The sequence below is a fragment of the Flavivirga eckloniae genome (assembly GCF_002886045.1).
GTDB classification, from domain to species: domain Bacteria; phylum Bacteroidota; class Bacteroidia; order Flavobacteriales; family Flavobacteriaceae; genus Flavivirga; species Flavivirga eckloniae.
In genome coordinates, this window is sequence record NZ_CP025791.1 from 3,299,922 (window position 1) to 3,319,554 (window position 19,633).

The 19,633-nt window shown below is 35.1% G+C and carries 16 protein-coding genes; 11 read left to right on the top strand and 5 right to left on the bottom strand.

All coding sequences use genetic code 11. The features are described 5' to 3' along the window. The first annotated feature begins 147 nt into the window (after positions 1–147). From C1H87_RS13685 to C1H87_RS13730, 11 genes are all read left to right on the top strand, one after another. The gene (locus C1H87_RS13685) at positions 148–783 is read left to right on the top strand and encodes a GntR family transcriptional regulator (RefSeq protein WP_102756354.1); all 636 of its coding nucleotides are present in this window, start codon (positions 148–150) and stop codon (positions 781–783) included. Next, the gene (locus C1H87_RS13690) at positions 776–2,044 is read left to right on the top strand and encodes an MFS transporter (RefSeq protein WP_102756355.1); all 1,269 of its coding nucleotides are present in this window, start codon (positions 776–778) and stop codon (positions 2,042–2,044) included. The genes C1H87_RS13685 and C1H87_RS13690 overlap by 8 nt, the downstream gene beginning before the upstream one ends. Positions 2,045–2,055: 11 nt before the next feature. Further along, complete coding sequence (locus C1H87_RS13695) at positions 2,056–2,616, top strand: cupin domain-containing protein (RefSeq protein WP_102756356.1); 561 nt, start codon at positions 2,056–2,058, stop codon at positions 2,614–2,616. Positions 2,617–2,635: 19 nt separating this feature from the next. Continuing rightward, positions 2,636–3,595 carry a sugar phosphate isomerase/epimerase family protein gene (locus C1H87_RS13700; RefSeq protein ID WP_102756357.1) on the top strand — a complete coding sequence of 320 codons (960 nt, stop codon included), beginning with the start codon at positions 2,636–2,638 and terminating at the stop codon, positions 3,593–3,595. Positions 3,596–3,598: 3 nt separating this feature from the next. Next, a complete protein-coding gene (locus tag C1H87_RS13705; RefSeq protein WP_102756358.1) occupies positions 3,599–4,024 on the top strand; it encodes a GlcG/HbpS family heme-binding protein in 426 nt (141 codons plus the stop codon). A gap of 74 nt (positions 4,025–4,098) precedes the next feature. Beyond that, positions 4,099–6,888, top strand: coding sequence for a Kelch repeat-containing protein (locus C1H87_RS13710; RefSeq protein ID WP_158655223.1), 2,790 nt, complete (start codon positions 4,099–4,101; stop codon positions 6,886–6,888). Between the two features lie 23 nt (positions 6,889–6,911). Beyond that, the gene (locus C1H87_RS13715; protein ID WP_102756360.1) at positions 6,912–7,859 is read left to right on the top strand and encodes a 3-keto-disaccharide hydrolase; all 948 of its coding nucleotides are present in this window, start codon (positions 6,912–6,914) and stop codon (positions 7,857–7,859) included. A gap of 71 nt (positions 7,860–7,930) precedes the next feature. After that, positions 7,931–8,425: a gluconokinase gene (locus C1H87_RS23455; RefSeq protein WP_199769293.1), complete on the top strand. Its 495-nt coding sequence runs from the start codon at positions 7,931–7,933 to the stop codon at positions 8,423–8,425. Then, positions 8,418–9,818: an NADP-dependent phosphogluconate dehydrogenase gene (gene gndA, locus C1H87_RS13720; RefSeq protein ID WP_199769294.1), complete on the top strand. Its 1,401-nt coding sequence runs from the start codon at positions 8,418–8,420 to the stop codon at positions 9,816–9,818. The genes C1H87_RS23455 and gndA overlap by 8 nt, the downstream gene beginning before the upstream one ends. Continuing rightward, on the top strand, positions 9,815–11,158 hold the full coding sequence (locus C1H87_RS13725) for a GntP family permease (protein ID WP_102756361.1): 1,344 nt from the start codon (positions 9,815–9,817) through the stop codon (positions 11,156–11,158). The genes gndA and C1H87_RS13725 overlap by 4 nt, the downstream gene beginning before the upstream one ends. A gap of 294 nt (positions 11,159–11,452) precedes the next feature. Further along, positions 11,453–12,958 (top strand): right-handed parallel beta-helix repeat-containing protein, encoded by a 1,506-nt coding sequence (locus C1H87_RS13730; protein WP_158655224.1) that lies wholly within the window; start codon positions 11,453–11,455, stop codon positions 12,956–12,958. Positions 12,959–13,215: 257 nt separating this feature from the next. Here C1H87_RS13730 and C1H87_RS13735 read toward each other — a convergent pair whose 3' ends face one another. Genes C1H87_RS13735 through C1H87_RS13755 form a run of 5 tightly spaced genes read right to left on the bottom strand, consistent with a single transcriptional unit; the run spans position 13,216 to position 19,632 of the window. Next, positions 13,216–15,156: a hypothetical protein gene (locus C1H87_RS13735; protein ID WP_102756363.1), complete on the bottom strand. Its 1,941-nt coding sequence runs from the start codon at positions 15,154–15,156 to the stop codon at positions 13,216–13,218. A 48-nt stretch (positions 15,157–15,204) separates the two neighbouring features. Beyond that, positions 15,205–15,990 (bottom strand): glycoside hydrolase family 16 protein, encoded by a 786-nt coding sequence (locus C1H87_RS13740; RefSeq protein ID WP_102756364.1) that lies wholly within the window; start codon positions 15,988–15,990, stop codon positions 15,205–15,207. Between the two features lie 43 nt (positions 15,991–16,033). After that, positions 16,034–17,371, bottom strand: a complete 1,338-nt coding sequence (locus C1H87_RS13745) for a family 16 glycosylhydrolase (RefSeq protein ID WP_102756365.1) — start codon at positions 17,369–17,371, stop codon at positions 16,034–16,036. 40 nt (positions 17,372–17,411) lie between these two features. Further along, positions 17,412–18,503 carry a glycoside hydrolase family protein gene (locus C1H87_RS13750; protein ID WP_158655225.1) on the bottom strand — a complete coding sequence of 364 codons (1,092 nt, stop codon included), beginning with the start codon at positions 18,501–18,503 and terminating at the stop codon, positions 17,412–17,414. Positions 18,504–18,507: 4 nt separating this feature from the next. After that, complete coding sequence (locus C1H87_RS13755) at positions 18,508–19,632, bottom strand: glycoside hydrolase family protein (RefSeq protein ID WP_233783138.1); 1,125 nt, start codon at positions 19,630–19,632, stop codon at positions 18,508–18,510. Position 19,633 lies beyond the last annotated feature (1 nt).

The following is a 19,633-nucleotide window of genomic DNA, read 5'->3' on the forward strand; positions in this document are numbered from 1 at the left end:
ATCAATACTAATTTTATACAATTATTCTAATAAAAGCTTAACACTGCATTAGTTAATTTAACTAATGCTTAGGAAAATTAATATATTTTCTATAATATTGTATACCGTATACGAAAATATAATATCGTATACGAAATAGAATTTAAGATGGATAGAATTTTCAAAAATGAATTAAGTGCTCAGGCATATAACAAGGTTAGAGCAATGATAATGTCAAAAGAATTGGAGCCAGGACAAAAAATTGTTCAGGATAAACTTGCAGAAACTTTAGGGATTAGTAGAACACCTTTACGGTCGGCTTTGCAGATGTTAGAAGGAGAAGGTTTAATAGTACCACTGCCAAAAAAAGGGTTTGTAGTGAAAAAATTCTCAGATATAGAGATTCTAGAAATATTCGATTGCAGAATGGCATTAGAAGGTACTGCGGTTAGATTGTTTACCAATCATGCCAGGCCAAATGAGATAAATGAACTTAAAAAGTTATTCTCACCCTTTTTAGAGGGAGATATCGATAATTCAGAATATCAACAAGCCGATGCAGAATTTCATAATAGTATTATGAAAGGAAGTGGAAATGGTTTTTTGAATAGACTTTTTCAACAAGGAAATCTATTAGTCTGTATGGATTTGATTGGCTTATTAAGATTACCAAACGAAACACTCCCTGAACATATGGCAATTATTGACGCCATAGAAAAAAGAGATGCAGATTTAGCCGAATCATTAGCTAAGGAGCATTTGGATAAGACCAAGCAATTAATTTTAAAAAAGATGAATGAATAAACGAAGCACGTTTTTTCCTGTTAGATACCGAATGGTCTTTAGTACTTTTATTTTATCGATGATAGTGCTTTTCGATAGAATTTTAATTTCTGTCGCTAAAGATCCGGTTGCAACAGATCTATCCCTATCTGATAAAGAAATGGGATGGGTGCTATCTATTTTTGCACTTGGTTATGCCCTTTTTCAAACACCTTCTGGGTATTTGGCAGATAAACATGGTGCTAGAAAAGTATTAACAGTTGTAGTAAGCATCTGGTCGGTATTCACTGCTCTAACCGGAGCAGTATATAATTTCTTTGCACTATTAGTTGTGCGGTTTCTTTTTGGAGTAGGAGAAGCAGGCGCCTTTCCCGGTATGGCACGTGCTATTTTTAAATGGGTGCCTGTAAAAGAAAGGGGTTTAGTTCATGGTATTAATTTTTCTGGAGGAAGAATAGGAGCAGCTATAGCATTACCAGTAGTGGCTTGGTTAATAAATCTTGTGGGCTGGAGAATGAGTTTTGTAATACTTGGAGGAATAGGCGTTCTATGGGCTTTAGTTTGGTTTTGGTGGTATAGAGATAATCCTAAAAATCATAAATCGGTATCGGCAATGGAGCTCAAAATTATAGAAGAAGGAATACAAGAAGAAGCCAAGGATAAAGAACCAATTTCTTTCAAGAAAATGTTCGGTTCACGTACCATGTGGTTGCTTATGATACAATATTTCTGTAGTAATTTTACGTTCTTCTTTTGTCTTACATGGTTGTTTCCATACTTAAAAACAAAATACAATCTAGATGTTGTAGAAGCAGGTTTTTACGCTTCAGCACCTTTTATATTTGGCGCACTGGGAAATTGGTTTTCTGGCTGGCTGGTCGATTTTATTTATAAAAAGAATAAATGGGGATTGTCTAGAAAATTAACTGCAATTATAGGATTTACACTTGCCACTATAGGTATTGTAGCCAGTGTGTATATGAATGAAGTAACAGGAGCAGTCATTTTTATATCCCTAGCAGTTTTTGGAGCCGATATGACATTAAGCCCTTCATGGTCTACATGTTTAGATGTAGGAAAAGAACATTCGGGAACCGTTAGCGGAACAATGAATATGGCGGGTAATCTAGGCTCTTTTTTCACAGCCTTAGCTTTTCCATATATGATGGCTTTAGCTGGTTCTCATACACCATTTTTCTTTTTGGCAGCAGCGTTGAATTTAATTGCAATTCCTATTTGGCTCTCAATTAAACCAGAAAAGGCATTACAGTTAACAGAATAAAAAAACAAAACATGATAAAATTTCAAGAATTCAAAGAAGTCTGTCAGAAATCAATTGAAATGATCGAAGAAGCGGGCTTATTGTTAACCCCCGAGGATAAAGAAAAGATCACTGCTGCCGATTTTGGATTAAGCAACCTTAAAAAAGAAGGCATCCAAATATTAACCATGTTTCAAACAAACAGGATAGCAGGTAAAATATTGGTCTTACTCCCCTATCAAACAGAACCAGAGCATTGGCACCCAACCGTTGGAGACGATCCGGGTAAAGAAGAAGTAATAAGGGCAATTAGTGGAGACTTGTATTTCTATATCCCCGGAGAAGATACCATGACGGAAGGTTTTATTGTAGAAGGGAAAGCCGATTGTTATACCATGCGTAACGAGGTTGTTATGAAACCAGGAGATCAATTGGAATTACCAGCAGGCACAAAACATTGGTTCCAGGCAGGTAAAAGAGGGGCGGTTATGTATTCGTTTTCAACTACAGTAACCGATTTAAATGACCAGTTTACAGACCCTAATATAAATAGGGATACAATAATTGAAAAAGCGCCCCGAGGTGCATATTAATATATAAAGATTAAAATAAATGAAACAGAGTATAATTACGGCGTTTTTAAGTAAAACACAAGATAGATTTTCTGAGTATCATGAACCGACTGGGTTAAAAGAACGATTGGAAATTGTTCAAAAAATTGATGGCGTAACTGGTGTGGAAATCGTGTATCCTTATGAAACAGAAGAAGCTGCTGCGACAAAAAAATTAATGGAAGATATGGGGTTGGAGTTTGCAGCAGTTAACGCAAATATTAAAAAAGAAACCAAATGGGTGCCTGGAGCATTATCAAGACCTAAAGAAAATTTAAGGAATGATGCCGTGCAATTAATTAAAGATGCTAAAGACTATGCCATAGCAGTTGGAGCGCCCTTGGTAACATGTTGTCCTTTATCTGATGGTTACGATAACCTATTTCAGGTTGACTATCAAAAAGGATGGAAGTATATGATTGATGCTTTTGCTGAAGCTGCAGATTACAAGCCAGAAATGCCGTTGTTTGTTGAGTACAAAATCAATGAAACCAGGGTAAACTGCTTTTTAGATAGTTGTGCCAAGACAATTGTATTCTTAAAAGAAGTTCAAAATGCTGCTACAGGAGTAACCATAGATTTCGGACATTCATTGCTGGCTAAGGAAAATCCAGCAGAAGTACTTGCGATGTGCGAACAATCAAATATAGATTATTACTTACATACAAACGATAATGACTGGCAGTTTGATTGGGATTTAATAGGTGGATCAAGAAACTTTTTACATACAGTAGAATTCTTCTTTTATGCCAAGGAATTTGGATACGACAAGTATTTCACTGCAGATGCTTCCCCTAGAATTTTTGACATGCTTGGTTTTTTCAGAGAACATGCCGAAATGAATAAAGCGATATGGAATATTGTAGAAAATCTCGATAGAGATCAATACAGACGCATGATGCATGAAGAAAAGCATATGGATTTAATGCGATTAGTAAGAAAAGAAATTTATAGACTATAAAAGATGCCAAAAGCAACATTTAAAATAACCTATAGCGATGCTAAATCACTTATGAATGAAGCGGTTAAATCTGCAAAACATCATCATGTACCAGGAGCTATAGCTATTGTAGACGAAGGAGGGAATCTGCTTCTATTGGAAAGTTTGGATAATACAATGAGCAGTGCCTCTAAAATAGCTATAGGAAAAGCGGCAACAGCAGCAGCGTTTAAAAGACCCACAAAGGCTATTGAAGATGTCGTTTTAGAGGGCAGGACACCAATGTTGGTTCTAGACAGTGCCACATCAGAATCCTATATTCCTTTAAAAGGTGGTTATCCAATATGGTATAAAGACGAATTAGTAGGCGCTATTGCTGTAGCAGGTACTATGGATGCTGAAATGGATGAGGTTGTTGTTTTAGAAGCATTAGAAAATAAAAATTGGTAAATTTTATAGGAAAAGAAAAGTACATTATTAAATAAATGAAAATGATTCATTCAGTATTCAAAAAAATAGGCATTATGAAACAAAGTTTTCATTTACAATATATTTTATTGGTGATAATAGGCTTTGTTTTGTTGCAAAGTTGTGAAGACAATTGGAAATGGGAAACCGTTACAGCAAAGGGAACGCCAACAGCTAGACATGAAGCAGGTTTAGTAGCCTTTAAAGATAAAATTTTATTAATAGGAGGGCGAAGAATTAATCCAACTGATGAGTTTGATACTAAAACAAATACCTGGACAGCAAAATCGCCAACGCCTATAGAATTACATCATTTTCAACCAGTTGTTGTAGGCGATGCTGTCTATTTAATTGGAGCAATGACTGGAAAATGGCCCAATGAAAAACCTCTTGATAAAGTCATTATTTATTATCCGGATGAAGATCGATATGAATACAGTCATACCATACCAAAAGACAGACGTAGAGGCGGTGCAGGAGCAGTATATTATAACAATAAAATTTATTTGGTTGGTGGTATTACAAATGGTCATGTAGATGGTTATAAACCCTGGTTTGATGTATACGATCCTAAAACAGGAGAATGGTTTGTTTTACCAGATGCACCAGATGCACGAGACCATTTTCAGGCTGCGGTAGCTAATAATAAATTATATGCTTTTGCAGGTCGAAGAACCTCCAAGAAAACAGATCAGGATATGGCATTGACTAGTAGTCATGGTAATGTCTATAATTTTGAAAGTAATAAATGGGAAGCAGTTACCGAAAATTTAAGAATAACAACAGAAAGAGCTGGTAACTCAGCCTTTGCATGGAATAATGAAATAGTTATAGGAGGTGGAGAAAGTTTAGCTCATGAAATTGCTCACAGTGAAGTAGAAGCCTATAATAGCAAAACTAGGACATGGAGAAATTGGCCATCTCTCAACCAAGGCCGACATGGTTCTGGGTTTGCTATAGTTGGGGAGTATGTTTACACAGCATCTGGTAGCGGTAATCGTGGTGGTGGACCAGAACTCACCACCATAGAGCGTTTAAAATTACCAACAGATTTGGGAGATAAGAGCGATGAGTTCGTAGACCTTACGCCGGTTTACAAACAATGGCATACAGTTACCTTATCTTTTGAAGGACCTCAAACTTCAGAAAAGGCGGCAGACAATCCGTTTTTAAATTATCGTTTAGATGTCGTATTTAAACATGCAGAAACACAAGATACCATTCGTGGTTTTTATGCAGCAGATGGAAATGCATCAGAAACAGGAGCCGATAAAGGAAATATTTGGAAAGTTAGATTCTCGCCAAGCTTAAAAGGTGATTGGAGTTACTCGGCAGATTTATATCATAAGGACAGTATAGCCCTAAAAGGAAATTTAAAACAAGCAGAATCTATTGCCATTTCGAATAAAGAAGGTCGTTTTTCAGTAATAGAATCAGATAAGGATGGTCTAGATTTCAGAGCAAATGGTATTCTTGAGGCTTCCAAAGGTTATTTTAGGTTTCGAGACTCAAAAAAATATTGGATGAAAGGCGGAGCCAATAGTCCAGAAAACCTATTAGCATACATAGATTTTGATGATACCTATCGTCTTAAAACATCAAATAAGGATGGAGAGGCAAGTACAACAGAAGAAATTCATGCATATCCAAACCATTTAAAAGATTGGAAAGAAGGAGATCCAACATGGAAAAATGAAAAAGGAAAATCGTTAATAGGTGCATTAAACTATTTGGCTTCAAAAGGTATGAACGCTGTTTATTTTCTAACCATGAATATTTTAGGCGATGGTAAAGATGTATGGCCATATACCGATTCAGAAACGTTTGATCGTTTCGATGTTAGTAAACTAGCACAATGGGAAATTGTATTTAAACATATGCAATCTAAAGGAATTATGTTGCATGTGGTATTACAAGAAACAGAGAACGAAACAATGTTGGATGGAGGAGATACAGGGCCTCTACGACAATTATACTACCGAGAATTAATAGCTAGATACGGGCATCACTTGGGGTTAATATGGAATTTGGGTGAAGAAAATGGATCAGCCCCTTGGAGCCTTATTGCGCAAAACGACAGACAAAGAAAAGATATGGCAAAGTTTCTTAAAGAAACAGATCCATATAAACATCCCGTATTGTTGCATACACATTCTGAGGATCCACACAGATCGGTAATTTTAGATTCTATTTTAGGTTTTAAATATTTAGATGGCTTATCGCTACAACAGTCTGAGCGAGAACATGCAGGAGAGATTGTAGAAACATGGAAAAGCAAAGCCAAAGCAGTCAATCAAGATTGGTTGATAACGATGGATGAGATAGGGCTGTGGCATACAGCAGCATTACCAGACGATAAAGATCCCAATCATAATACATTAAGGAGATATGCGCTTTGGGGCACATTACTGTCTGGTGGAGCGGGAGTAGAATGGTATTTTGGCGCAAAGCACCCTCATAATGATCTAACGTCAGAAGATTGGAGGCAAAGAGATAGGCTTTGGGAGCTAACAAATTATGCTACTGGTTTTTTCCAAGATCATTTACCTTATTGGGAAATGGAACCAGAACATAAACTTATTAATTCTAAAGATGCTTATTGTTTTCGTAAAAAAGGAGATATATATGCCATATATATAGCAGCCCCAGGTAGGCATACAATAAATTTGAAAGAAACAGAAGGAATGTTTACCTTACAATGGTTTGATCCGCTACAAGGAGGAGAATTACAAAATGGTACCGTAGAAAAAGTCATTGGAGGAGGTATAACAGCATTAGGAGGCCCTAAAAGTAAGAATAAGCAAGATTGGGTGTGTCTTATTAAAAAGATAAACGATAAAAAATAATTCAAAACAAAAACAATATCAATATGTCAAATAGTATTAACATTCAGGGAAACAGATGGATCGTTTCAATTTTTATCATATCGATCTGCTTTTCTTGCACCAATAAAACACAGCAAAAACAAGATGATAAAGATATAGTTGAATGGACATATTTGATTGACGAGGAACTTTCTGAATGGGACAAATATTTAAGTTTTAAGCATCAAGTAGGCTACGATGGTAGTCATCCCATTGATTCTCTTGGAAATAAAATAGCACCCATAGGACTAAATGTTCCAGGTTACGACGTTTTCACAACTATCATAGAAAATAATGAGCCTATTATAAAAGTAAGTGGTGAATATTATGGTTGTTTAGCCACTAAAAAAGAATATGAAAATTATCATTTTCAATTAAAATTTAGATGGGGAGATAAGAAATGGACTCCCAGAAAAAATCGTTTAAAAGACTCTGGTATTTTGTACCATTCAATTGGTGCTTTTGGAGCTGAATATTGGCGATCATGGATGCTATCACAAGAATTTCAAATTATGGAAGCACATACAGGAGATTTTTGGAATCAAGCGACTTCTGCAATCGATATTCGTGCTTATAGAGAACCAGGGTTAAATCCAATGGCACATGAAAGTCAAGATTATTCGAGTTTTGGTAAGGGAGGAGAAGCGGGAAGTTACTGTCTTAGAAGTAATAATTATGAAAAGAAACCAGGAGAATGGAATACTCTAGATCTAATTTGCTTTAAAGGGAATAGTTTACATATCGTAAATGGTGAGGTCGTTATGGTATTGAAAAACTCAAGATATGTGAATGAAAATGGAGAGGTCGTTCCGTTAAATAAAGGTAAGATTCAATTACAGAGTGAAGCTGCCGAATTGTTTTTTAAAGACATCAAGATCAGATCAATTGAAGAAATGAAAGATATTCCTATTTGGATCTTTGATGGAGCTGTAGATAAATGGAACCCTAGTTAAAGACTCAAGAAAGATGTGCAAACTAGTATCAAAATTTGGATTAAACACCACATGCTATTAAAAAAACAATAATGCCACAAATTATAATCATAATGGGAGTAAGTGGTTGTGGTAAAACAACCGTAGGGAAAAAGTTATCTGAAGAATTATCAATTCCCTTTTTCGATGGCGATGATTTTCATCCAAAAGAGAATATAGATAAGATGAATAATAATATAGGGCTTACGGATGCAGATAGATTGCCCTGGTTAGAGATACTATCAAGTAAAATTGAAGATTGGAGTACTTCTACAGGAGCTATTTTAGCTTGTTCAGCATTAAAAGAATCGTATAGAGACATACTAAAGAACAAGAACGAAAATATAATTTGGGTTTTGCTAAATGGAGAATTTGATCTGGTATTAAACCGAATTGAGAACAGAAAAAATCATTTTATGAAACCTGATTTATTACAATCACAGTTTGATACATTAGAAATTCCTTCTTATGGATTACATATAAACATTGATAAAGGAGTTAAAGATATTGTAAAGGAAATAACGAACAAAATAAACGAACATGCATAGATCTGAGTTTGGTGTTATCGGTTTAGGTGTTATGGGTAAAAGCATTAGTTTAAATATCGCAGAACATAGTTTTAAGATCTCTGTTTACAATAGGATTTCAGAAGGCGAAGAAACTATAGTTTCAGACTTTTTAAATGAGCATGAAAATTTCAATGCAATTCAAGGTTTTACAGATTTAAAAATGTTTGCGAGTTCTTTGGAAAGGCCTCGTAAAATTTTAATCATGATAAAAGCAGGAGCAGCAATCGATACGGTAATACAACAATTGCTTCCAGTTTTAGAAGATGGTGATATTATTATTGATGGAGGAAACTCGCATTATAAAGACACCCAAAATAGAACCAATTACTTAAAAAGTAAAAATATAAATTTTGTGGGTTGTGGTATCTCTGGAGGTGAAGAAGGAGCACGTAAAGGGCCATCAATTATGCCTGGAGGAGATTTGGAGGCTTATAGACAGATAGCTCCGATATTAGAAAAAATAGCAGCCAAAGACAGTTGGGGAAACCCATGTTGTACTTATATAGGAAGTGATGGAGCAGGACATTTTATTAAAATGGTTCATAATGGAATTGAATATGCAGAAATGCAATTGATAGCAGAAACCTATGCTTTACTATCCTATTCTTTAAATAATGAAGAGATCGCATCAATTTTTAATAACTGGAATCAAGGAGATGCGTCTGGTTATTTATTAGAAATCACCTCTAAAATTTTACAAACAAAAGAAGATGGAAAGTATTTAATAGATCTTATTTTAGATAAAGCACAAAATAAAGGAACAGGCTCTTGGTCAAGTGCAACAGCTTTGAGTTTAGGAATTCCAAATACAATGATTTCTTCGGCAGTTTTTGATAGGTATCTTTCTTCTTTTAAAGATGAAAGGGTAAAGCTGTCTAAAAAAATAACTCGCGAACATAAAAATGAGTCAGTAGATGTTACACAACTTAAAAAAGCATATCAGTTTGCAAGAATAGTTAATCATCAACAAGGTTTTTTACTAATAAAAGAAGCATCAAGTACTTATAACTGGAACTTAAATCTTTCTGAAATAGCCAGAATATGGACAAATGGTTGCATCATTCGGTCTAGCCTTATGGAGAATTCTATAACTATATTGAAAAACAGTAATGACTATTTTAATGACGAGAATTCATTTAGTTATTTAAAGTCTAATGAAGACGCCATGGTTGAGGTTTTGCAATTTGGATTACAGCAAAGAATTTCATTAAACACAATAAGCGCAGCATATAATTATTGGGTTTCAATGACAACCGAAAAATTACCAGCTCATATTATTCAAGCCCAAAGAGATTTTTTTGGAGCACATACCTATCAAAGAATAGATGCGAGCGATTCTGAATATTTTCATACTAAATGGGAGGAGTTATGATAGACTTTACGCTTATTTCGGCAGTACTTATTGGTATAGGAGTTTTATTGTTTTTAATCTTAGTACTACGTATTCAGGCTTTCATTGCTTTGTTGATAGCTAGTATCGTTGTTGGCATTATGTCAGGTATGGATCCTGCGTCTATTATTTCAACAATACAACAAGGTATGGGAAGTACATTAGGATTTGTTGCAACTGTTGTTGGGTTGGGTGCTATGTTTGGTGCTATTCTTGAGCATTCTGGAGGCGCAGAGGCATTAGCCAATTACTTACTCGCAAAATTCGGAGAGAAGAATGCTTCCTGGGCATTAATGATCACTGGGTTTTTTATAGCCATACCCGTTTTTTTTGATGTGGCCTTTATTATTTTAGTACCTCTGATATATTCCCTTCAAAGAAAAACAAAAAAATCGCTGTTACTCTATGGTATTCCATTGTTAGCTGGTTTGGCAATTACACATTCCTTCATTCCTCCAACACCTGGACCTGTAGCAGTTGCAGACATTTTAAAAGCTGACCTAGGTTGGGTTATTTTGTTTGGTTTTATCGTTGGAATCCCAACCGCGATTGTATGTGGCCCTCTATTTGGAAAATATATTTCAAAAAAAATATTTATAGAAGCTCCAACACTTAGTAAAACCACTGTAAAAAACTCGAATTTTCCTCCTGTTGGGCTTGTTATTTCAATTATCGCAATCCCAATTTTACTTATTGTTAGTAATACTTTAATCAATAGTCCATTATTTGCTGAAGACACAATTCCCATAAAAGTAAAAGCTTGGCTTGAAATGATCGGACATCCTTTTTCAGCATTAATTATAGCCAATCTCTTAGCATGGTATTTATTAGGCATTGACAGAAGATTTTCTGAAGAAACCCTATTAAAGATCACTACCAAATCAATGGAACCTGCAGGAATTATTATTTTACTAACAGGAGCAGGTGGTGTTTTTAAACAAGTATTAGTAAATACAGGAACAGGAGAGATGTTGGCAAATTATTTTGCAAATGAAGGTGTTAGTATCATGTTGTTTGCCTTTTTAGCTTCAGCAACAGTAAGGATTTTACAAGGATCTGCAACGGTTGCCATGATAACAGCTGCAGGAATTACAGCCCCTCTTTTAGCAGTAAACATTACTGATATAGACAAAGCCTTATTAGTTATAGCAATAGCTTCTGGAGCCTCTATACTATCTCATGTAAACGATAGCGGTTTTTGGTTAGTCGGTAAATATTTAGGACTTGATGAAAAACAAACGTTTAAAAGCTGGACGGTAATGACCTCTTTATTGGCAGTAACAGGTTTTCTAACAGTTTCGCTATTATCATTGTTTTTTTAATTTAACGTAAAAACTCATGTTATTTTATATACATAGTTAGTTTTTAGCAAAGTTTCGATAAAGTTTTACGCTTGGTCGATATCGCCCTTTTTCACAGTACACCCCTATCTAGATTACGTAAGTATCCTTAGGGAACATCTGGAATAGCTGATAGTTATTAAATCACGAACTGGATAACGTGCTATTTTACAGTGAATTAGGTGCTGGTTGCAACAGTTTTATTTGCGAAACGTTTTATAACGTTATATATTGAACCCAAAATCAAAAAGATCCCAAATCTTAAATTTTACGACAATGAATAAACCTACACTATTATCTCTTTTGTTTTTAATAACGTTTCTAATGGTCAATTGTGGATCGGATGATTCAGACCCCATTGATGATAAACAGGAACAGGAGGTAACGATCGATCCTAATGCATTTTACGTAGATAAGGATCACACAGAGGCAAGCGACGAGAATGATGGTCGTTATGTTGAAGATGGCGGTACAGGCCCATGGAAGACCATTCAAAAAATGCTTAATACGCTTGAAGCTGGACAAGTGGGTTATGTTAAGGAAGCATCAACACCATACATACCCGAAACAATTACTAGCGCTTTTGATGCTGTAGCATTCTTTGTTAAAAGAAGTGGTACAGAAAACAATCCTATAATCATAGCGGGATATCCGGGAGAACGCCCAAGAATAGGCTACAATAATCGCGAGGAAGCCTTGCAACATGACTACCATTCCGGTTTTGCCACCGACCATAATACCAGCTATGTTACCATTCGTAATTTTGAAATTTCGTATTTAACAGCTTCAGGAGTTTTTATGAATCCAGATGTTGGTCTTACCAACCACAATATTGTGCTTGAACAATTATATATACATCATCTTTATGGTCCAGACAATACTGGGGGTGTAAGACTTGATGGTTGCAATAATTGTGTAGTAAGAAATAGTATTATCCATGACATTTATTCTATTAAACCAGGGCAAAACCCTTTTTCCAGTGAGCCGTATTTATTGCATTCGGGAATTCATGGTTATCAGCCTTCCAACTGTATCATTGAAAATAATAAGATTTATAATGTAGCGCGCGCCATATTTCAAAAGCAAGCCCATGAAGGTCATGAAAAATCTCATGTTGTGAGGAATAATATTATTTTCAATGCTAATAATACTGCGCTGGCATTAGAAATACAGGGTGCAGGAGCAGCGGCACCGAGAAATGCCGAGTTTTATAATAACCTTGTGTACGATTGTAATTCGGCAGTAAATGTACCATTACAAGACGTTGGTGAACAAGGGGACGGTCTAAAGATTTATAACAATACTATTATTAATACACGAAGTATTGCTTATACCGAAGAGATGATAAACGTAGAGGTTTTTAACAATATTTTAAGCGGTATGCGACCATCTTGGTCTAATAATACTAATCCAAGTATCGTTTTTTCAACAGCAGAAACTGTTGGTAAATATCCCTTTGTGAATGGCATAAGCTATTTTGACAACAACCTTTATTATAACATAGATGAAAACTGGACATTAGAAAGGCATGGTACTAACAGAGTAGATCTGAATTCACTGGAGGATTGGCAAAACACAACCGAGCCGGATTTTGGATTACCAAACAAGCCAGATCAATTATCGGTTATTAACGATCCGTTGTTTACTGATGCACCATCAAGAGATTATACTTTACAAAGCGGTAGCCCGGCGCTTCAAGGAGGTCGAGGAGGAAATTACCCAACGGTATTAGGAGCTTTTAGAGCTGATGAGCAAATAGGTCCAGATTGGGATGTGCAATAACTTTCAATATAAGTTGTTTGATTAAAAATAAAACGAAAAATCCGTAATCATTTTAGAATTAATGTATTACGGATTTTACCTGTGCTGAGCATTGACTTATTCTCGAACCAAAATTTGAATATATTCAAAAGTTTATTGAATTTATATTAACATAGAAGATTCACATTAATTTACACTTTTTACTTAATCGAACTCATGCTAATTTACCGTTCAAATTAAGGGCACACTTCCTTCTAAATAGAATTGGATTCTAAATTTTAATCTGCAACAATTACTTTAGCTGTTTTTTCAAAGCCCAAATACCCGTAACTCACAGTTACATTTTTAGATGCTTTAGGTAGCTTTAATTCACCTTTAAATATCCCCGAATTAGCTGCTGTTTCTATTAGGTTCAATTTTTGATGTTTATCATCAATATATACATCAACCCAACATTTATCTTTTTCATCACTTACATTTAATGCTGCTTTTAACTCAATAAAAATTTTAGTTTTGGGTTTTACAGCATTAATTTCTTTTCCTGTTTTATCTGTGATTTTAATAGTATGACTACCTAAAGTAGAAAAGGTTAACGTAGACATCCACCCTCTGTTAGAAATATTCCAGCCCTCTGTGGCATAGGCAACGTTGCTAAATGTTTGTCCGTTCATCTTTCCTTCAACAAATTCTATTTGAGTTGCTATAGGGAATTGACTATCTAATGGTGAGCCGTCTAGTGTTCCTCTAACGCTTCCTAATTCTCCATAACCACCTTCTAATGATTGTGGCCATCCGTTTTCTACACCTTCCCAATAGCCGCCAAGGCTTAACCTAGTTTTACTTTTGTTACTTAGGTGTGTGCCTACAGGATTTACCCCAAATACAAAGTCTACCTGTGCCCAACCGATGTTTCTAAGCTTATCGTCATTCAATAAGTGGCTTATTAAAAACATGGAGCCACCTAATGCTGGAGCACCACCTAATTCTTTAGTTTTCGGATGCGCCCATTCTGTTTCTGAATGCACTCTATATTTCCAGAAATTACTTGTTTTTTGTTTCATATGATATGTCCAAGCTTCTAGTTTTTCACGAGTACCTTCAGGAGTTAATCCTGGCGCAATCAACATAAAATATCCTAAAGATTGAGGCGTAATATGTTCCGCATTTCTAATCCACCACATATGTCTTGGATTGTTGAAATCCCATTTAGTAATCACATCTTTTGCAGAGTCTTGTGCATATTTTAAAAACTTATCAGCCTCAGGAGATTGTTCATTTTTTTCACATATATACATAAAGAGATTACTAAATATAGATTGACCAAAAGCATTCCCCATTTCATTAAACTCTTGGAAACCTTTATCAACCCATTTTCTACTATAGGTCCAATAACGAACCACTTTGTGTCTATCATAAGCTTCCCATTTTTCAAGACATGCTTTACGGTATTTTTGATACGTTTCTTCTTTTAAGTATGGCTTTAAAAACGAGTGGTAGGCTGCACAAACTGCAGCTAAATGATCAAGTGTATTCCAATAATCATAATTCATTCGTGGCTCACCTTCATAACCTAAAGTACCGTGCCTATTTTTAACGGAGCCATTGTAATCAATATATTTATAGGCAAACTCTGCGTGCCATAAAATGAGATCAATTAAATCAGCGACCTTGTCTTCACCCAATTCATCTTTCCAATTGTCAAAAACTGCAGGATTACTGGCATATTGAAGTACTTCAAAGATGGTTTCCAATCCAAAAGCACCACCATCTCTAGAAGGGCCACCGCTGTAAACTTTGCTCATATTATATTTATCTAAATCAGCAAAACCTCTAACATCAACAAAAAAATCATAACCCAACTTAGTTGATTTTCTTTCTAATAGATGTTCTTCAATCTTAAAAGGAACAGAAATACCGTGATCTTCTCCTTCAACTTCAATGACATATTCATCTGTTGAAATAGGATTGAAGTCTGAAAACCACCCTTCGTAATTAAGAATTGTTCCTTTGTATTCAATTTCTTTGGTTCTCGTATTTCGAATTACGAATGGTAAATCTTCGTTAGCACCATAACAAACAAAACGTTTTGATTCGTTTAAATTATAGCCTAATTGATTAACATAAGGAGGGTAATTAGGTTCTTCATCTTCAAATTGAGCAAATATCAAAGATGTACTTAAGATATAGACAAGTATTAAAAAACGTTTTATTGTTATCATTTTAAAATATATTATAGTTTTTGAATCGTTGTGTCTTTTGATTTACAACTATTTAGACTTTTTTTTATAATATCGTACGTAATCTACTTTCATGCTAGTTCCATCTACAGCATCAGTTAGTGTACCATACCATTCTACTATTGCCAAACTTAAAAATATGGGAGATTCACTAAAACAAAATGTGTTTGCAATACGTCTAATTTCCTTCCCATCTAAATAGAAAATCATTTCGTTTTCGTCCCATTTTAAACCGTATGTATGAAATTCTTCTGAAAAATCTACACCTTCAAAAGTTAAAGCTTCTGGGTCTCTAATACTAATTTTCTTTCCTACCTCGTTTATAACATGATCAGTATGGTTGTGAACATTCGTATTTATCTCATTAGGATAATGCCCTTCGTTGATGTCAATTTCAAATCGTTTCCCAGCTTTTGGTTGTGTTTTACCTTTAGTCATCAACCAAAAGGAATTGTTAGTAGTTTCTGCAGCGGCATATTTATAACGACATTCAAAATAACCGTATTTAAACTTCTTTTTAGTCCAAATACTAGCAGACGTCCAGTCTTGACCTCCACGCTGTTCCTTTTTGTTTTTTAGATATAAAATACCATCTTTTACTTCTGCATTTTCACGCCATCGGCTACAAAGGATATGTCCACTTGGACCGTTTTGCGATTCCCATTTTTTATCTAATTTTTTGTCTTTATAATCAAAATCATCCTGCCAAACAAGTTTGAAGTTTTCTTCTATTTCTTGAGGCAATTGAGCAAAACAAGCTATTACTGTTAATTGAAATATTATTACTAATAATGCTTTGCTTGAATTTGATTTCATTTAAAATTGTTATCTAAATTTTATTCTAGGGTTATATGGAGATTTATTTCTTCTGATAATATTTTACCCAATCAATTTTCATACTTGTTCCATCAATAGCACCTGTTACCTCTCCAGCAACTTCAAAAATTGCAAGGCTTAAATATATATTAAGTTCTTTATCACATAATGTATTAGGTATTTCTCTTAAAAGCTTATTATCAAAATAAAACTTGATAGTGCTTGCGTCCCAATCCATTCCATAAGTGTGGTATGCTTCAGCGTGATTATTTTCTATTTTAGCATCGAAATTAGCCAATTCAACCCATTCGCCATTAACTTCTGCTTCAATCTTATAATCTGTTATTAACGCATTCCATTTTGTTCCATCTTGCCAGCCATTTATAAATTGAATATGCCCAATTTCTTTTTCGGTTGGCCAATTAAATTCTATCCATTTTTCACCTTTTTTTTGAGATACCCAACTAGAACCAACATTACCATCTGCAATACGTTCTACTGGAAATTCATCTCTAAGTACACCACTTGACGTTATGGTTACATCATTGCTTCTTACCAAGTTATTAAGCCCAGAAACATCAGTATCGGCTGAGTTTGAAAGCAGGTCTGTGGGGTAACAATCGGTATTTGGTTCGTAAATACGAAATTCTCTAATATGGAAATGTCCAGAATTATTTGAAGTAAAACGTATTCGGTTTGTTTTTACAATGTCATTGAAAGAATGTGCATATGCTGGAGACGAACCAGGACTGTATGCGAAAGAATTAAATTCACTAGAACCATTTGTCCAATGGTGACGGTTTGTATTTACTTCATTAGGGAAATGTCCTTCGTTAATATCTAATTCACAACCTACTTCACTACTATTAATTCCAATTACTCTATCAAACAGCCAAAAAGAATTATTTGTACCAGCAGCTCCTGCATATTTATATCTACATTCAAAATAGCCATACCCAAAAGTTTGTTTACTCCAAATACTACCGCAAGTCCAGTCTTGTCCTCCACGATTCTCTTTTATAGCTTTAAGTTCTAAAACACCATCTTTAACTTCAGCATTTTCTCTCCAACGGCTACAAAGAATATGTCCACTAGGTCCATTTTGAGATGTCCAATTATTTTCTAACATAGCATCGGGATAATCAAAATCATCTGTCCAAATCAAATCCCAATCAGATAAATTAATTTCTTCTCCAGGTAAAGTTAATTCCAAATTAAAATTTTCTGTACAGTCTAATGGATCTGGCTCTGGGTCTGGATCAGGATCTACCATCCCTGGTTCTTCGGATCCTTCACTATCACTGCCACAGCTTACAATTATACTGCCTGTAAATACTAATACTATTATTAGAAATACGAAGATTGGATTTTCTTTTTTCATAATTTTTATTCTTTTCTGTTTCGATTTGGTTTTATACTATTTAATATTCGTTAAAAGGGATTACTAAAGAAAATGAATGTTCACTATCCTTTGGAAGTACTGCAATAACCAATGCCTTTGGTGTGGCATCTTCAAAATATAGTTTTGGCATATCTGCAGTACGCTCGCATAGTGTTTCGGTACCGTTTGTCCATTCTAATTTTCCTGCTTTTAAAACAAGGGGTTGTTTTGCTAACGACCAGTCTAAGCCCTTTTCATCTGATGTATATAACACCATCGTGCCCTTATCGTATGATGTGAGAGAGCCGTCATGGTCTTTTCCTATGCAATAGTATTGTTCATCTTGAAACCATTCTACATGATCATCTAACGCAAATGTAGAAGCTTCGGTCTCAATGAACGGTATTCTAGTATCTTTGAATGGTCCTAATGGTGAATCTGATAATGCAGTAACATGCACTACTTTACCACCGTATTTACCCTCTTTTTCTTCTACATATTTGTAAACCATCAAAAATGTACCATCGGGCCTTTTAGAAACTACAGGTGTAGACACCATTTTGCGTGTACTATCAATATCAATTAGGGGTTTACAAGACCGTTTCCATTTACCGTTTAATTTTTTTGCTACAGCTACACCAATACGCTGATTATTACGGTTTACCCACCATTCGTCGTCCTTCATGGTTGGCATTCTATCATCTGGGGTTGTTTTCCAGTAACCGCTACCGCGATTTCCCATGTGGTATAGATAGTACTTATCTTCATGCTCAATAACGTGCGGATTGTGGGTGCAATCAGCATCCCAGTATTTTTTCCCTCTGGGAGGCAATACCAAGTTTTTAAACTTATAGGGGCCTGTTAAACTATCAGAAATAGCGTGTGCCACCTCAGAATGTGTTACCCAACCATGATGCCCTCGTGATTTTAACCAACGTGAATAAATAGCATGAAATTTGCCATCTTTTCCTTTAAGAATGTTAGTACCCCAAATATTATAATCTTCGTCTTGAATAATGTTAGATTTATCAAACTTTTTTGGAAGAGCTTTTGCAAAATCTATCTGACTAAAGCTAGATATCGGTACTGATATTAATATTAATAAGCACAATAATGATTGTTTGTAACTCATCACATTATTCATTTGAAGTTTTTACAGGAATTTGCACATTAAAGGAATGTAACACGCCATTATCATCTATAGTATCTGAAGCACATAGCAAAGCTACTGGTTTTCCATTTTCAAGATACAATTGTGGCCTTTCTAAATGATCTACTTTTTGAGTACTTCCATCTTCCCAGTTAATCTCTAATTTGGAGACCAAAGCATTTTTAGATAAATTCCAATCAAACCCGTCTTCAGATTCAAATAACACCAATGACTTTCCTGCATCTGTAAAGGCTCCGTGCATGTCTTTTACAATTGCTCTATATTTTCCACTTTCATACCAGATAAAAGGATCTTCTGCTGGAAAATCATGTCCTTTTGCTGTAAAAACGGGTTTATCGTATTTTTTGAAAGGGCCTGTTGGACTATCAGAAGTAGCTACACAATGTACGACAGGACCACCCCAAATTCCAGGTTTCTTTTTTCCAACTGCTTTGTATACCATTAGAAAACCACCCTCAGGACGCTTAGTGATTGATGGATTACTAGTCATTAAAGCATCCAGAGCAGTACTATCTGCACTTACGTTAATTAGAGGTTGATCAAATCGTTTCCATGGCCCATCAGGACTATCAGAAACAGCAACACCTATGCGCTGATTGTTTCTGTGTACGGGATTTAATTTTATCTTTCCTGGTTTGCTATATATTTTTCCGTCACCCGTATTTCCCATGTAGTAGAGATAATATTTACCATCAAACTTATGAATGGTTGGGTTATGTGTGCAAAGGCCGTCCCAATACTTTGCATCGCGAATAGATAGCGCAACATCTTTATGTTCAAATGGTCCAAAAGGACTTTTAGAAACCGCATGAGCAATCTCTGAATGGGAATCCCAAACCCAACCTAAATCTTTTTTCCATCTGGAATAATACATATGGTACAGATTATCTTCCCCTTTAATAAGAGAGCCACCCCAAATACTCATAGTATCACTAACGAAAATAGATTTGGGAGATACGTTACCTAATTCTATTTTAAAGTTTTCTATTTTTTTATCAGACCTATTAACCGGTTCTTTTTTGTCTTTTTTTTCTGCACAAGCTATAAGTAGCATTAGTAACATCACTGAAATTGATAAAGGACACTTCATT

Excerpts from the sequence above, each read along its gene's own strand:
- C1H87_RS13685 (WP_102756354.1), top strand. The coding sequence starts at position 148 with ATGGATAGAATTTTCAAAAATGAATTAAGTGCTCAGGCATATAACAAG.
- C1H87_RS13690 (WP_102756355.1), top strand. The coding sequence starts at position 776 with ATGAATAAACGAAGCACGTTTTTTCCTGTTAGATACCGAATGGTCTTT.
- C1H87_RS13695 (WP_102756356.1), top strand. The coding sequence starts at position 2,056 with ATGATAAAATTTCAAGAATTCAAAGAAGTCTGTCAGAAATCAATTGAA.
- C1H87_RS13700 (WP_102756357.1), top strand. The coding sequence starts at position 2,636 with ATGAAACAGAGTATAATTACGGCGTTTTTAAGTAAAACACAAGATAGA.
- C1H87_RS13705 (WP_102756358.1), top strand. The coding sequence starts at position 3,599 with ATGCCAAAAGCAACATTTAAAATAACCTATAGCGATGCTAAATCACTT.
- C1H87_RS13710 (WP_158655223.1), top strand. The coding sequence starts at position 4,099 with ATGAAACAAAGTTTTCATTTACAATATATTTTATTGGTGATAATAGGC.
- C1H87_RS13715 (WP_102756360.1), top strand. The coding sequence starts at position 6,912 with ATGTCAAATAGTATTAACATTCAGGGAAACAGATGGATCGTTTCAATT.
- C1H87_RS23455 (WP_199769293.1), top strand. The coding sequence starts at position 7,931 with ATGCCACAAATTATAATCATAATGGGAGTAAGTGGTTGTGGTAAAACA.
- gndA (WP_199769294.1), top strand. The coding sequence starts at position 8,418 with ATGCATAGATCTGAGTTTGGTGTTATCGGTTTAGGTGTTATGGGTAAA.
- C1H87_RS13725 (WP_102756361.1), top strand. The coding sequence starts at position 9,815 with ATGATAGACTTTACGCTTATTTCGGCAGTACTTATTGGTATAGGAGTT.
- C1H87_RS13730 (WP_158655224.1), top strand. The coding sequence starts at position 11,453 with ATGAATAAACCTACACTATTATCTCTTTTGTTTTTAATAACGTTTCTA.
- C1H87_RS13735 (WP_102756363.1), bottom strand. The coding sequence starts at position 15,156 with ATGATAACAATAAAACGTTTTTTAATACTTGTCTATATCTTAAGTACA.
- C1H87_RS13740 (WP_102756364.1), bottom strand. The coding sequence starts at position 15,990 with ATGAAATCAAATTCAAGCAAAGCATTATTAGTAATAATATTTCAATTA.
- C1H87_RS13745 (WP_102756365.1), bottom strand. The coding sequence starts at position 17,371 with ATGAAAAAAGAAAATCCAATCTTCGTATTTCTAATAATAGTATTAGTA.
- C1H87_RS13750 (WP_158655225.1), bottom strand. The coding sequence starts at position 18,503 with ATGAGTTACAAACAATCATTATTGTGCTTATTAATATTAATATCAGTA.
- C1H87_RS13755 (WP_233783138.1), bottom strand. The coding sequence starts at position 19,632 with ATGAAGTGTCCTTTATCAATTTCAGTGATGTTACTAATGCTACTTATA.